At 58.7% G+C, this 13,947-nt stretch carries 10 protein-coding genes and 3 pseudogenes; 10 read left to right on the top strand and 3 right to left on the bottom strand.

The window, feature by feature from the left end; genetic code table 11:
• Positions 1-76 precede the first annotated feature (76 nt).
• Positions 77-1,000, bottom strand: coding sequence for a proline iminopeptidase-family hydrolase (locus AO277_RS04925; RefSeq protein ID WP_044319638.1), 924 nt, complete (start codon positions 998-1,000; stop codon positions 77-79).
• A gap of 94 nt (positions 1,001-1,094) precedes the next feature.
• Positions 1,095-1,859 (bottom strand): LuxR family transcriptional regulator, encoded by a 765-nt coding sequence (locus tag AO277_RS04920; RefSeq protein WP_002555167.1) that lies wholly within the window; start codon positions 1,857-1,859, stop codon positions 1,095-1,097.
• Positions 1,860-2,198: 339 nt separating this feature from the next.
• On the opposite strand from AO277_RS04920, the gene AO277_RS04915 reads away from it, so the two are divergent.
• The 9 genes and pseudogenes from AO277_RS04915 to AO277_RS29560 all read left to right on the top strand — a co-directional run.
• A complete protein-coding gene (locus AO277_RS04915; RefSeq protein WP_005745304.1) occupies positions 2,199-3,146 on the top strand; it encodes an ABC transporter permease in 948 nt (315 codons plus the stop codon).
• On the top strand, positions 3,143-4,000 hold the full coding sequence (locus tag AO277_RS04910) for an ABC transporter permease (protein WP_010205559.1): 858 nt from the start codon (positions 3,143-3,145) through the stop codon (positions 3,998-4,000). The genes AO277_RS04915 and AO277_RS04910 overlap by 4 nt, the downstream gene beginning before the upstream one ends.
• The gene (locus tag AO277_RS04905) at positions 3,997-4,989 is read left to right on the top strand and encodes an ABC transporter ATP-binding protein (protein WP_002555163.1); all 993 of its coding nucleotides are present in this window, start codon (positions 3,997-3,999) and stop codon (positions 4,987-4,989) included. The genes AO277_RS04910 and AO277_RS04905 overlap by 4 nt, the downstream gene beginning before the upstream one ends.
• A pseudogene (locus tag AO277_RS04900) lies at positions 4,986-5,961 on the top strand (ABC transporter ATP-binding protein). The gene AO277_RS04905 and the pseudogene AO277_RS04900 overlap by 4 nt, the downstream one beginning before the upstream one ends.
• 51 nt (positions 5,962-6,012) lie before the next feature.
• The gene (locus tag AO277_RS04895; RefSeq protein WP_044319639.1) at positions 6,013-7,527 is read left to right on the top strand and encodes an ABC transporter substrate-binding protein; all 1,515 of its coding nucleotides are present in this window, start codon (positions 6,013-6,015) and stop codon (positions 7,525-7,527) included.
• A gap of 157 nt (positions 7,528-7,684) precedes the next feature.
• Positions 7,685-8,863: a Na+/H+ antiporter NhaA gene (gene nhaA, locus AO277_RS04890; RefSeq protein ID WP_031597071.1), complete on the top strand. Its 1,179-nt coding sequence runs from the start codon at positions 7,685-7,687 to the stop codon at positions 8,861-8,863.
• A 156-nt stretch (positions 8,864-9,019) separates the two neighbouring features.
• Entirely contained in the window at positions 9,020-9,328 is a 309-nt protein-coding gene (locus AO277_RS04885; protein WP_044319640.1) for a hypothetical protein, read from the top strand.
• 96 nt (positions 9,329-9,424) lie between these two features.
• Positions 9,425-10,435 (top strand): annotated as a pseudogene (locus AO277_RS29380) (PAS domain-containing protein); the annotation flags it as partial.
• A gap of 60 nt (positions 10,436-10,495) precedes the next feature.
• Positions 10,496-10,723 (top strand): annotated as a pseudogene (locus AO277_RS29560) (methyl-accepting chemotaxis protein); the annotation flags it as partial.
• Positions 10,724-10,812: 89 nt separating this feature from the next.
• On the opposite strand, the gene katG reads toward AO277_RS29560, so the two are convergent.
• Positions 10,813-13,083: a catalase/peroxidase HPI gene (gene katG, locus AO277_RS04875; RefSeq protein WP_002555157.1), complete on the bottom strand. Its 2,271-nt coding sequence runs from the start codon at positions 13,081-13,083 to the stop codon at positions 10,813-10,815.
• A gap of 373 nt (positions 13,084-13,456) precedes the next feature.
• Here katG and AO277_RS04870 point away from each other — a divergent pair, with 373 nt between their 5' ends.
• Complete coding sequence (locus AO277_RS04870; protein WP_044319642.1) at positions 13,457-13,891, top strand: GNAT family N-acetyltransferase; 435 nt, start codon at positions 13,457-13,459, stop codon at positions 13,889-13,891.
• Positions 13,892-13,947: the final 56 nt, after the last annotated feature.

The raw sequence follows: 13,947 nt of genomic DNA, 5'->3' as shown, positions 1-13,947 counted from the left end.
TTTGGTCGGCATACATGCACCTCTAGCTACATGTTATGCCCGAACACAAAATTTCTGACAGTCTCGGACTGCAGGACTAAGCCGCTGACACGGTAGCGGCCACAGATAACTTATCCAGAAAACCTGCTACGCAGCCCATGCACGCCATTCTTTCTTCCACATGGGGCATGTGGCTGGACTCTCTGAACACCGACCAGCGAACGTCAGGGATGTTCTCCACGTAGGGTTTCACCACGAGTGGGGTGGCTTCGTCGTAAAACCCCGAAATCACCAATGTCGGGACCTTGATGTGTTCCAGCCTGTCGACAATGGTCCAGTTTTTCAGGGTGCCGATAACGTGAAACTCGGTAGGGCCATTCATGGCGTGATACACGGTCGGGTCCGCGTCGATCTGGTCAAAGGTGCGTTTCACCTCGTCCGGCCAGGGTGTGATGCGGCATACATGACGGTCATAAAATGCCCGCGATGATTCAAGGTACTCAGGGTCAGTCAACGTTCCTGCCTGTTCGTGCTTGAGCAACGCAGCTTGCACAGCTTCAGGCAAGTCCTCGCGCAGTCGGTTGGCCTCGCTTACCCAGGTCTGCATATCTGCCGGGGAGTTGGCGACAATCAGCGCTTTCAGCCCTTTGGGCTGGAGCACCGAATGCTCCGAAGCCAGCATGCCGCCCCACGACTGGCCCAATAACGCGTAATTGCCTTCGATGCCCAAGTGGGCAAGCAGGTTGTTCAGCTCTCTCAGGAACAGATCGACTGTCCAGAATTCGCGACTCTCATAGGGCAGGCGAGTCGACTTTCCGTTACCCAACTGGTCGTAATGGATCACCGCCTGACTGGTACTGGCGAGGTCCTTGAACGAGTCCACGTAATCATGGGTACAGCCGGGGCCGCCGTGCAGAATGACCAACGGTGTACGCGGGCCTTGCAAGTTGCCGGTGACGCGATACCACGTCTGATAGTCGCCGAACGGCGCAAAACCTTCCTTGATCGTCATGTCTGCCATGTCGCCTGTCCCTGCTGGATAGTTCGGGGCACCATAGCGCTGCGCGTGGCATCTTAAAACTATAGAAAATGATAGGTTTTGGCTGATGAACCGGTCATTGGTCGAGTAAACGGTAGTGAACGGCACGCACGACTGCCTGCACACGGTTTTTGGCACCCAGTTTCTGCATGGCCGAATTCAGATGCAGCGTCACCGTGGCGACCGAACGGTTGAGCTGATCGGCGATTTCCCTGGCCGTCAGCCCTTCGGCAGACCAGCTCAGGCATTCACGCTCACGGCGGGTGAGCTTGATCGCATTACAGGAGCGCATCTTCTGGTCAAACAGCGGGTAGGCGACTTCCTGAAAGGCCTGAGCCAGCAGACCGAACTCGGCCAGGCTCTGCCGGGCATCTTCCAGTGCAGCGTCGCTGCTGTCGGAACACAGGCCTGTCAGGGTGGCAAAACCGCCCTTGGGCATGTGGATAGGCACTGTCACGCCACACGTCATGTGTGAGTCATGCAGATAGCGCACCACCGGCTTGTGCATGTCGGTGATAAAGGTTTGCAGCACCGTTTCAGCCTTGGGCTGGTATGACCATACAAAAGGCGAAACGCTGGCCACGGCCAGGTGTTGCACCGGGTCGATCTGGTAGTACCCCTGGCTGCACCAGAGTGCGTGCCAATCTGCCGGGGTGTTGCGCAATGAAAGCAACGAAGGTGTGATCAGTGCTCCATCATGGGACACAGGCACCGGGCTGTAATCGTAAATCACTGCATCGAATCCTAGATCCGAGGCCAGTAACAGTGCGCAATCCATTTGCTGATCCACTGTAGATGCCGATTGCAGACGCGAATTGAAATCCGACAACCTGATATGCATGGCTTGACCTCCTTTGTCATAGAGCCGGTGTAGGGGGCTTAATATAGCAATTAGCAAGGACAGTGCCACGCCTGCGTCCAACCGGCTGTCAGTCGTGTAAAACCTATAAGAATTGCTAGCTGTTTGCCATGGCGCTGCGCGATAGGGTTGAGGCCATGAGCGACGTCCGCAAAGGTGAGGTGCGATGGGGTATGCGAGCAAGGCGGATGAGCGCAAAACAATCAAAGTCGACGGATGGTCAATGTTCGACTACAACTTCGCTCTGCCCTTTTGCGTGAAAGGGGTGGCGGCGTACTTTCCGGTCCTGCTGAATTCTCTGTCACAGCATCGGGGCGTCTGATGAATCTGGGTCGTTATCGTTTTATTCTCCAGCGTCCGTTGCAGTTGCTGCCGGTGCTGTTCGGCATCAGTCTGGTGACCTTCATTCTGGTGCGCTCGATCCCCGGTGACCCGGCGCGCATTCTGCTGGGCGCACGTTCCACACCGCAGGCACTGGCCAACATCCGCGCCCAGTACGGGCTGGATGAACCCTTGTGGACGCAGTATGTGTACTTCATGAAAAACCTCTTGCAGGGCGATATGGGTAAATCGCTGCTGTACAAGATCGATGTGCTCAAACTGATCGTTACCCGGCTGGAGCCTACCGTATTTCTGGTGTGTGGCAGCGTCCTGCTGGCTCTGCTGATCGCCGTGCCTTTGGCCACGGTCGCTGCACGCAACAAGGGCAGTTGGGGCGATAACCTGATTCGTGTCTTCACCACCACGGGGTTGGGCATGCCGGCATTCTGGCTGGGCATCATGCTGATTCTGCTGTTCAGTGTGCAGCTTGGCTGGTTTCCGGTGTCAGGTTACGGCAGTGACTGGCTGGACAAGGCCCACCACATGGTGCTGCCATGCCTGACCATTGCCCTGGCTCTGTCCGCAGTGCTGATTCGCAACCTGCGCGCCAGCATGCTCATGGAGCTGCAGGCTGATCATGTCACTGCGGCGCGGGCACGTGGCGTCAGTGAGGGCGCAGTGTTTCGCCGTCACGTATTGCCCAACTCGCTGGTGCCGTCAATCAACCTGCTGGCAGTGAACATCGGCTGGCTGATCAGCGGCACTGTCGTTATCGAAAGCCTGTTTGCCATCCCCGGCATCGGCCAGCTGCTGGTGCGCGGCATCTTCAGTCGCGATTACATGGTGGTGCAGGGGGTAGCCATGGTGCTCGCCTGTGCCACGGTAATCGTCAACTTTCTCGCTGATGTGGCCACTGTCGCGATAGACCCGCGGGTGAACATCAAATGACCATCGCCCACGCCCCTCTGCGCCCACACTGGCGTTCGCGGCTGCGCTTGCGCAATGGCCGGCTGGCGATGCTGCTGGGCGGCTCGTTGCTTGGGCTATGGCTGCTGATGGCACTCTTCGCGCCGTGGCTGGCACCTTATGACCCGATTTACCAGAACACCGAACTGCGCATGCTTGCACCGCACCTCGCGCATCCGTTCGGCACCGACAATTTTGGTCGCGACATTCTGTCCAGAGTCATCTGGGCGGCACGCATCGACCTGCAGATCTGTGTGCTCGGGGTGGTTTTCCCGTTCATCATCGGCACGTTTGTAGGCGCATTGTCGGGCTATATAGGCGGTCGCTTCGACAACCTGTGCATGCGCGTGATCGATATCGTTCTGGCCTTTCCGTTTCTGGTGCTGATGCTGGCGATCATTGCGATTCTCGGCCCTGGCCTGAGCAGTTTCTACATCGCCATGGCCCTGGTGGGCTGGGTGTCTTACGCGCGGCTGATCCGTTCACAGATTCTGGTCCTCAAGGAAAGCGATTTCGCCCTGGCGGCCAAGAGCCTGGGGTTTGGTCACCTGCGTATTCTGTTTCGCCATCTGCTGCCCAATGCGATGTTCGGCTCGATTGTGTTTTCCATGTCCGATGCGGTGCTGGTGTTGCTCAGTGGCGCTTCGGTCAGCTACCTGGGCCTGGGCGTGCAACCGCCGTTGGCCGAGTGGGGCACGATGGTCGCCGAGGGGCAGGCGTTTCTGACGTCTGCGTGGTGGATCTGCACCTTTCCGGGGCTGGCCATCGTGACGCTGGCCATGGGTTTCAGCCTGCTGGCGGACGGCGTTGCCGAAACCCTCGGAGAGCGGCAATGAGTACGCCGGTGCTGAAAGTCAGCGAGATGAGCGTGATTGCGAACAGTCGGGGGCGCGAGGTAACGCTGGTCGACCGGTTGTCGTTCGATCTGCAGCAGGGCGAGATTCTCGGGCTGGTCGGCGAAAGTGGCTCTGGCAAGACCATGGCTTGCCGGGCATTGATGCAACTGATGCCATCGCCGGACCTGCACGTGCGCGGTGGTTCGGTGCTGCTCAATGATGTCGACCTGCTGAAACTCGATGCAGCCGGCATGCGTGCCATGCGCGGGCGGCGGATCGGCATGATCTTCCAGAACCCCAGCAGTCATCTGGACCCGCTGATGCGTATCGGCGAGCAGATTGCCGAAGGCTTTCGTCTGCACCAAGGGGCTTCGAAACGTGAGGCTCGGGCGCAGGCGATTGATCTGCTGCGTCAGGTCGGCATTCCCGACCCGGCTTCGCGTGTGGATAACTTTCCCCATGAGTTTTCCGGCGGCATGCGCCAGCGCGCCATGATTGCCGTGGCGCTGGGCTGCGGGCCGCAGGTGCTGATCGCTGACGAACCGACCACCGCGCTGGACGTGACGGTACAGGCGCAAATCCTGCGGCTGTTACTGGACCTGCGTGACCGTCACGGGCTGTCGTTGATCATGATTACCCACGACCTGGGCGTTGTAGCGCAAACCTGCGACTCCATCGCGGTGATGTACGCCGGTCGCTTGTGTGAACACGGCAGCAAGCGCGACGTGCTGGCCCGCGCCCGTCATCCTTACACCCGCGGCCTGATCGACTGCCAGCCTGCCAGCAGCGCGGGCAGTGGCCTGCTGCGCACCATTCCCGGACAGCCGCCATTGCTCGATGCGCTGCCCGCTGGCTGCCGTTTTCATGCGCGCTGCGGTCATGCGGGCGCAGGCTGCGTCGAGACGCTCCCCCTGATGCGGTCGATGGGGGTTGCCCATGAAGCGGCCTGTCACTATCCGCTGGCAGATTCCCGAGGGGCCGTATCATGAGCGGCTACAGGCTGTTGAACGTCAACGATCTGGTGGTGCGCTTCCCGGCCCCCGGATCAGGCTTCATGGGTCTCAATAAGCGTTGGGTGCATGCCGTCAACGGTGTGTCGCTGAGCATTTGTGAGGGTGAAACGCTGGGGCTGGTGGGTGAGTCTGGCAGCGGCAAGAGCACGCTGGGGCGCGCCATTCTGCGTCTGAACGACATTACTTCCGGGCAGATCGTCTTCGATGACGTCGACATGGCCCAGGGTAGCGGTATCAGTCTGCAGCGTTTGCGCAGTGAAACAGCAATGATCTTTCAGGACCCGTCTTCCTCGCTCAACCCGCGCATGACCGTCGGTGCCACATTGGCCGAGGTGCTGAAAGTGCAACGCAAGGTCAGCGCATCCGAGATTCCGGCGCGGGTCATCGAGTTGCTCGACATGGTCGGTCTGCGCCCCGAATTTGCCGAACGCAAACCGGGTGCCTTGAGCGGCGGGCAATGTCAGCGTGTCGGCATTGCCCGCGCACTGGCCATCGAGCCGCGGCTTATCATCGCCGACGAGTGTGTGGCGGCGCTGGACGTGTCGATTCAGGGGCAGATCATTAACCTGCTGCTGGAACTACGCCAGCGCATGAACCTGGCAATTCTGTTCATTGCTCACGATCTCGCCATCGTGCGCCGCCTGTGTGACCGGGTGGCGGTGATGTACCTGGGCAAAATCGTTGAAGAGGGCCCGAGAGGTCTTTCTCAAACCGCGTCATCCGTATACCGCGGCGCTGATCCAGGCTATTCCGGAGATTGATCCGGATCGTCCGCTGCCCGGTGAACCCTTGCAGGGCGAGCCCCCCAGCCCCCTGAATTTACCCGCGGGCTGCGCCTTTCATCCGCGTTGCCGGTTTGCCAGACCGACCTGCTCCAGCGTCGCGCCACCCACCCGGCATGTCGGCGAGCAGCGCTACGACTGTGTACTTGATGCACCCGTTTTTTGATCCAGACCTACAACAAACATCTGTCCCGACACCGGCAAGGAGTTCATTTGTATGAAAGCTCGACCAATGAAAATGCTGACCGTCGCCATGCTGGCGGCCTGTTCCCTGGCAGCGGGAGTGGCGGAAGCCGCGGGCGTGCTGACCATCGGCCGTCGTGAGGACGGCACTACCTTCGACCCGATCAAAAGCGCGCAAAACATCGACAACTGGGTATTTTCCAACGTCTACGATGTGCTGATCCGGGTTGACGACAAGGGTACAAAGCTGGTGCCAGGACTGGCCGAAAGCTGGTCGATTTCGCACGACGGGCTGACCTATACACTCAAGATACGCCCGGCCAAATTCTCTGATGGCTCGGAGCTGACCGCCAGCGACGCTGTATTCAGCCTGCTGCGAATTCGCGACGACAAGGGCTCGCTGTGGAGCGATTCCTACAAGATTATCGACAAAGCCGTCGCAACAGATCCGCGTACGCTGGTCATCACCCTGAAGAATCCATCGGCCTCGTTCCTCTCGCAACTGGCGCTGCCCAACGTGTCGATTCTCTCCGAGAAGGCCATGAAGACCCTGGGCGAAGAGGCTTACGCCGAAAAGCCTGTCGGTTCGGGAGCCTTCACAGTGAAAGAATGGCGGCGCGGTGATCGGGTGATCCTGGCGAAGAACCCCGACTTCTGGGAAGCGCCGAGCGTCAGCCTGGATGGTGTCGAGTGGATCTCGGTGCCGGATGACAACACCCGTATGCTGATGGTCCAGAAGGGCGAACTGGATGCAGCGATCTATGTGCCGTTCTCCCGTGTCGAAAACCTGAAAAAGAACCCTGATCTGGTGGTCCACCTTGACCCGTCCACCCGTGAAGATCATTTGTTGCTCAACCATGAGCACGGCGCATTGGCCAAGCCTGAGGTACGCCAGGCACTGGACATGGCTATCGACAAGAAATCGCTGGTCGAGGCCGCTACCTTCGGGCTGGGCACCGTGGCCAATTCCTACATTCCCAAGGGCGCGCTGTATCACTACGCCGATAACCTGCAACGCCCGTATGACCCGGTCAAGGCCAAACAGATGCTGGCGGATGCCGGTGCGTCAGACCTGAAGCTCAACTATGTAGTCAATGCTGGCAACGAAGTCGACGAGCAAATTGCGGTCATGCTGCAACAGCAACTGGCCAAGGTTGGCGTAACCACCACGCTACAGAAAGTCGACCCGAGCCAGAGCTGGGACATGCTGATTGCCGGTGACTACGACATCTCCGTGATGTATTGGACCAACGACATCCTCGACCCGGATCAGAAAACCACCTTCGTGCTTGGCCATGACACCAACAACAACTACATGACCCGTTACAAGATCGAGAAGGTCAAGGAGCTGGTTGCTGCTGCGCGGGTTGAAATGGACCCCAAAAAGCGTGAGCAGATGTACATCGACCTGCAGAAAATGGCCAAAGCCGACGTCAACTGGATCGACCTGTACTACAGCCCTTACATCAGTGTTTCACGCAAGAACATCGAGCACTTCGGCCAGAACCCGTTGGGCCGGTTCACGCTTGAAGAAACCGTCAAGAAGTGAAGCGGGCAGGGCTGTTGTCTGGCAGACAGGAGCCCTGATTCCTCAAGCCATGATGGGCATGCGCGTTAATTTGTATCCTCAGGTTTACCTGCGCTGTGGCAGGCTCTGCGAGTGGTAAGGTTGCGGCCTTTTTGCGCTGTACCCTGCGGAGCCCTGCATGCACAACCCCACCCCCCGTACCGAATCCCCGAGCGCGCTGGCGTTCATCAAGCGCTTTTTCGCCGCTGAGGCCGCTGGCGGTCTGATCCTGATGGCGGCTGCGCTTGCAGCCCTGATCGTCGCCAACTCGCCGCTGGCCGACAGCTACTTTGCAGCGCTGCATACCGTGCTCGCCGGGATGTCGGTAGCGCACTGGATCAACGATGGCCTGATGGCAATCTTCTTCATGCTGGTGGGCCTGGAGATCAAGCGCGAAATGCTGGCCGGCCAGCTGGCGTCCTGGAGCCAGCGCGCCTTGCCGGGCTTCGCGGCGCTGGGCGGCATGGTGGTTCCGGCGTTGATCTACGTGGCATTCAATTGGGGCCAGTCAGACACCATTGGCGGCTGGGCCATTCCGGCAGCGACCGACATCGCATTCGCCCTGGGTGTGCTGTCATTGCTGGGCAAGCGTGTGCCGTTGTCGCTGAAGATATTCCTGTCGGCACTGGCAATTCTCGATGACCTCGGCGCTGTGCTGATCATCGCGCTGTTCTACACCAGCGATCTGTCCATTCCCATGCTGCTGGCCGCACTTGGCTCCATCGCCGTGCTCGTTGCGCTGAACCGCTTGGGCGTTAAAAAGCTGCTGCCTTACCTGATTGTCGGCGCGCTGTTGTGGTTCTTCATGCTCCAGTCCGGTATTCACGCCACCTTGGCGGGCGTAGCGCTGGCACTGTGCATTCCGCTCGGCAAACCCGATGAAGAAGCCAGCTCGCCGCTGCTGCATCTGGAAGAAAAACTGCACCCGTGGGTGGCCTTTGCCGTCGTACCGGTTTTTGGATTCGCCAATGCCGGCGTTTCACTGTCAGGCATCACTGTCGACAAACTGCTGGACCCGGTGCCGTTGGGCGTCGCGCTGGGGCTGCTGATCGGCAAACAGGTCGGCATCTTCGCCCTCGCTGCACTGGCCATCCGCGCGGGCCTGGCCCGCTTGCCGGACGGCAGCAACTGGGGCCAGCTTTATGGCGTTGCGGCGCTGTGCGGTATTGGTTTCACCATGAGCCTGTTCATCGGCGCACTGGCCTTCCCGGGCGCACCGGAGCTGGTGGATGAGGTCAAGGTGGGCGTACTGATCGGGTCGGTGTTATCGGCGCTGCTTGGGGTTGTGGTGTTGCGCAGGTTTGGAGCGAGGGGGTGAGCGTAGGGGACGATAATCTCAACTATCGTGCGACGCTCCGCGTCGGCATGCCGGTCTGGACGCTCTGCGTCCTCTTCGCGACGTAAACCGTCGCGAACTGCATTCCCGAAGTAATGGACGTCACAGTCAATCATATAGCCAGGAGTAGATTGAAAAATGTTGAAGCTGATCAGTCAGCGCAATTGCGCGCCTTCGCTTGAGGACCCGAAACACGATGTGTACCTATTCAGTGTCGACACATCCGGAGCCGATAAACCGTTCTGTTTTGAACAGTCAATTACCGGCGGGCATGCTGAGCGGGGTGGCTGTATATTTCTGAACCTGGCCGGGCTTGAGAACTGGCCCTGTGATTGGCGAGTTCATCTGGAGAAGTCCGGTTGCGGCTGGGTAGCGGAGTTGATGGCCGGGGCGCAAACCGATCAGCAAGCCGTGAAGTTGATTCTGGAACAAGTGACCATTACCTGATTGCAATCTGACGATTCAGAAACCGCACGGCATGTCGATAAAGAAGTGACATGCCAGGGACTCGGCAAATCTGACTTTATTTTGAGAGCCCTGTGCATGTTTCACTTATTCCGACCACGTCGTGACAGAAAAGCCCTTCAACAACTTATTGCCTCTCTCAAGGGGGCTGGCGAGCCGCTGGTAAGAGGCTGTGCTGAAGAGAACAGCGTACTTGAGTGCTGGAGTTCGCTGAGTGCCCAGCGTCGTCTCGACGAGCAACGTATCGCCGATCTTGAGCAGGAACTGGAAACCGCCCGCCACCTTCTGGGTGAAGCCTCTGCTTCGGCCGCCGCTTATGAGACCCGCTTTGATCTGGTCAACCGTGCGTCGAGCGAGGGCCTCTGGGATATGGAGGTCGTAGCAGGCGATCCGGTCAACCCGAACAATCGATTCTGGTGGTCGCAGCAACTTCGCACGCTTCTCGGTTTTAACGACGAGCGAGATTTCCCTAACGTACTGGCGAGCTGGGCAGACCGGCTTCATCCGCAGGATAAACAAGCCACGCTCGACGCATTTGCCAAGCATCTGAATGATCGCTCGGGTAACACGCCGTACCGGGTCAAGAATCGTCTGGCGATGAAGAACGGCACTTATCGCTGGTTCTATGCCCAAGGCGAAACGTTAAGAGACGCACGCGGAACGCCGCTGCGTGTCGCCGGCTCGCTTCGTGATATTTACGATGAGCTTGAACGTGATCTGGAACACGATGTGATCATTACCCGATTCGAACTGGCCCGGGAGATGCTCTCCGACGGGCTCTGGGACATGGAGGTCATTGCTGGCGACCCGGTCAATGCGAGAAACCCGTTCTGGTGGTCTCCACAGTTCAGGCGGCTTTTGGGTTTTGAAACAGTCGAAGAGTTTCCTGACGTACTGGATAGCTGGGCATCACGGCTGCACCCTGACGACAAGGAGCGCAGTCTGACGGCATTCGGTGCGCACTTGAATGACCGGACTGGCAAGACGCCGTTCGATATCGAGTACCGCCTGAAGATGAAAACCGGCGAGTACCGCTGGTTCCGTGCACGCGGCCAGACTCGTCGCAATCCCGAAGGTATTCCGCTGAGGGTGGTCGGTGCGTTGGTGGATGTGCATTTGAAGCATGAGCAGGATGCTCTTCGCGACACCGAAGCACAGCATCAGAAAAACCTGGAAGAGAACATCACTCAACTGACCCAGATAGTCGGCACTATCCAGAGCATTGCCAGCCAAACCAACCTTCTGGCGCTCAATGCCGCGATTGAAGCTGCACTTGCCGGGGAAGCTGGGCGGGGCTTTGCGGTGGTAGCTGACGAAGTGCGCAAGCTGGCGACTCGAACGACTGAAGCGACGGAGCAGGCGGCAAGCATGATGAGTCGCTGATAAAACCAGCCTTCGCTTTTTGATGGCCGTAAAAAAACGCCTCCGCAAGGGAGGCGTTTTTTCAACTCAGCACATCAAACACATCAAGCCAGGTCGAAGCGGTCCAGGTTCATCACCTTGGTCCATGCGGCCACGAAGTCTTTGACGAACTTCTCGTTAGCGTCCGAACTGCCGTACACCTCGGAAATCGCACGCAGTTGGGCATGTGAGCCAAATACCAGATCGACACGGGTGCCGGTCCATTTGACTGCGCCGGTTTTGCGGTCACGTGCTTCAAAGGTGTCGTTGGCACCTGAAGTCGCTCTCCACTCAACGGCCATGTCCAGCAGGTTCTTGAAGAAGTCGTTGCTCAGGGTTTCAGGCTTGTCGGTGAAGACGCCGTGCTTGCTCTGTCCAACGTTAATATTCAAGACCCGCAGGCCGCCCAACAGCACAGCCATTTCCGGTGCCGTCAGGGTCAGCAGTTGCGCCTTGTCGACCAGCAGCGATTCTGCCGAGACCTTGTAGTGCGCCTTCTGATAGTTGCGGAAGCCATCGGCGATCGGCTCAAGGAAGCTGAACGACTCGACATCCGTCTGCTCCTGCGATGCATCGGCACGGCCTGGTGTGAACGGCACCGTGACGTGATGACCAGCGTTCTTCGCAGCCTGCTCGACACCTGCACTACCGGCCAGGACGATCAGGTCCGCAATGGAAACCTGCTTGCCACTCGACTGAGCGGCGTTGAACTCGCTCTGAATCCCCTCAAGCGTCTTCAGTACGCCCGCCAGTTGTGCAGGCTGGTTAACCGCCCAGTCCTTTTGCGGAGCAAGACGCAGACGGCCGCCATTGGCACCGCCGCGCTTGTCAGAGCCACGGAAAGTAGAAGCGGCTGCCCATGCGGTTGAAACCAGCTGCGAGACAGAAAGCCCCGAAGCCAGAATCTTGCCTTTGAGCGCGGCAACATCCTGATCATCCACCAACGCATGATCAACATTCGGAATAGGGTCTTGCCACAGCAGCTCTTCGGCCGGTGTTTCCGGGCCGAGGTAGCGCGCGAGCGGGCCCATGTCACGGTGAGTCAGCTTGAACCAGGCGCGGGCGAACGCGTCGGCCAGTTGCTCAGGGTTGTTCAGGAAGCGACGGGAGATCTGCTCGTAAGCTGGATCGAAGCGCAGCGCCAGGTCAGAGGTCAGCATGCTTGGCGCATGACGTTTGGATGGATCGTGGGCATCCGGAATCTTGCCCGCGCCTGCGCCGTTCTTCGGCGTCCACTGATGCGCGCCTGCCGGGCTCTTGGTCAGCTCCCACTCGAAGCCAAAGAGGTTTTCCAGGTACTCGTTGCTCCATTTGGTCGGAGTCGAAGTCCAGGTCACTTCCAGGCCGCTGGTGATGGTGTCGCCACCCTTGCCGCTGCCGAATTTGTTTCTCCAGCCAAGCCCCTGCTCTTCAAGACCGGCTGCTTCCGGCTCCGGACCGACGTTGTCGGCAGGGCCTGCGCCATGGGTCTTGCCGAAGGCGTGACCACCGGCGATCAGCGCTACGGTTTCTTCATCGTTCATCGCCATGCGACCGAAGGTTTCACGGATATCCTTCGCCGAAGCGACCGGGTCCGGCACGCCTTCAGGCCCTTCCGGGTTCACGTAGATCAAGCCCATCTGCACAGCGGCAAGCGGGTTTTCCAGATTGCGCTCACCGCTCGCGGTGCGGCTTTCTTCGTTGGCATGGTTCTCCGGCTCGGCGACCAGCGTGCCGTCGCCCGGCTGCTGCATTTTCTTCTGTGCGCCGTAGCGTTCTTCGCCACCCAGCCAGGTGGTCTCGGAGCCCCAGTACACATCTTCTTCCGGTTCCCAGACATCCGGGCGACCACCGGAAAAACCGAACGTCTTGAAGCCCATCGACTCCAGCGCGACGTTGCCGGTAAGCACAATCAGGTCGGCCCAGGAGATCTTGCGGCCATACTTCTGCTTGACTGGCCAGATCAGGCGACGTGCCTTGTCCAGGCTGACGTTGTCAGGCCAGCTGTTGAGCGGCGCAAAACGTTGCTGACCAGCACCTGCACCGCCACGGCCATCGCCTGTACGGTAAGTACCGGCGCTGTGCCAGGCCATGCGAACGAACAGCGGACCATAATGGCCAAAGTCGGCCGGCCACCAGTCCTGCGACCGGGTCATGACGTCGCGCAGGTCTTGTTTGACCGCTTCGAAGTCAAGGCTCTTGAACTCCTTGGCATAATCAAAGCTCTCGCCCATCGGGTCGGAGAGTGAGGAATGCTGATGCAGAATCTTCAGATTCAGCTGCTTGGGCCACCAGTCACGGTTGGTGGTGCCGCCGCCAGCAGCGTGGTTGAAGGGGCATTTCGATTCAGTTGACATGCTTGATACACCTTTTTGTCATTTGCATCCGGCCATCCAGCCCACTCGCGGGGCTTCAGACAGTGATGACGGAACTCCATAGCACTGGGTTCGTACCGGCCGCTCGATCAACGATCAGGCCAGTAGCGATCATTGGATTGCTGCGATACGAGCCCACAACGTGCACAGAAAACTTGAGCTCATTCTTATCTCCTTATCAGGGTAAAACCGCACGGCCTTCGCCGATGCTCTTGCAGATTAGCCTTCTTTGTGGATATTTCTAATAGAAAGAACGTTATGGGTTGATAGGCAAACTCTGGCAGCGCTGTCATCTGATCAGCGAAATGCCCTGTTAATCTGCTCCGCCATTGGAATAACAGGCCGGGCATAGCCAGTGATCACGATTCGCCGCATGACAATCAAGGATTACGAATCGGTCATCGAACTGATGCGCAATACACCGGGCATCTCTCTGCGAGATGCCGATTCGCGTGAATCGACGGCACGCTACCTCGACAGAAACCCCGGTATGAGCTTCGTCGCCGAGGCGGAGGGGGCTGTGTGCGGCTGTGTCATGTGTGGGCATGACGGCCGCCGCGGTTATCTACAACATTTGATTGTGCGGCCGGAGTATCGTCGACAGGGGATAGCTCACGAGTTGGTCGAGCGCTGCCTTCAGTGTCTGGAAGCGCTGGGAATTTATAAGTGTCATCTGGATGTGCTGAAGGTTAACGAGGCGGCTGGCCGATATTGGTCGGGGCAGGGGTGGACATTGCGAGAAGATATTGACCGCTATTCGATGGTTCGGCAGGGCGGCGAGAATGCTTGAGAGAACCGAGCGGAGACTGTCAGAAATTTTGTGTTCGGGCATAACATGTAGCTAGA

This window comes from Pseudomonas amygdali (genome assembly GCF_002699855.1).
Taxonomy (GTDB): Bacteria; Pseudomonadota; Gammaproteobacteria; order Pseudomonadales; family Pseudomonadaceae; genus Aquipseudomonas; species Aquipseudomonas amygdali.
The sequence above is the reverse complement of the archived record's forward strand: the minus strand, read 5'-3'. Positions and strand labels throughout refer to the sequence as shown.

Excerpts from the sequence above, each read along its gene's own strand:
- AO277_RS04920 (WP_002555167.1), bottom strand. The coding sequence starts at position 1,859 with ATGCATATCAGGTTGTCGGATTTCAATTCGCGTCTGCAATCGGCATCT.
- AO277_RS04895 (WP_044319639.1), top strand. The coding sequence starts at position 6,013 with ATGAAAGCTCGACCAATGAAAATGCTGACCGTCGCCATGCTGGCGGCC.
- AO277_RS04925 (WP_044319638.1), bottom strand. The coding sequence starts at position 1,000 with ATGGCAGACATGACGATCAAGGAAGGTTTTGCGCCGTTCGGCGACTAT.
- AO277_RS04885 (WP_044319640.1), top strand. The coding sequence starts at position 9,020 with ATGTTGAAGCTGATCAGTCAGCGCAATTGCGCGCCTTCGCTTGAGGAC.
- AO277_RS04910 (WP_010205559.1), top strand. The coding sequence starts at position 3,143 with ATGACCATCGCCCACGCCCCTCTGCGCCCACACTGGCGTTCGCGGCTG.
- AO277_RS04915 (WP_005745304.1), top strand. The coding sequence starts at position 2,199 with ATGAATCTGGGTCGTTATCGTTTTATTCTCCAGCGTCCGTTGCAGTTG.
- nhaA (WP_031597071.1), top strand. The coding sequence starts at position 7,685 with ATGCACAACCCCACCCCCCGTACCGAATCCCCGAGCGCGCTGGCGTTC.
- katG (WP_002555157.1), bottom strand. The coding sequence starts at position 13,083 with ATGTCAACTGAATCGAAATGCCCCTTCAACCACGCTGCTGGCGGCGGC.
- AO277_RS04905 (WP_002555163.1), top strand. The coding sequence starts at position 3,997 with ATGAGTACGCCGGTGCTGAAAGTCAGCGAGATGAGCGTGATTGCGAAC.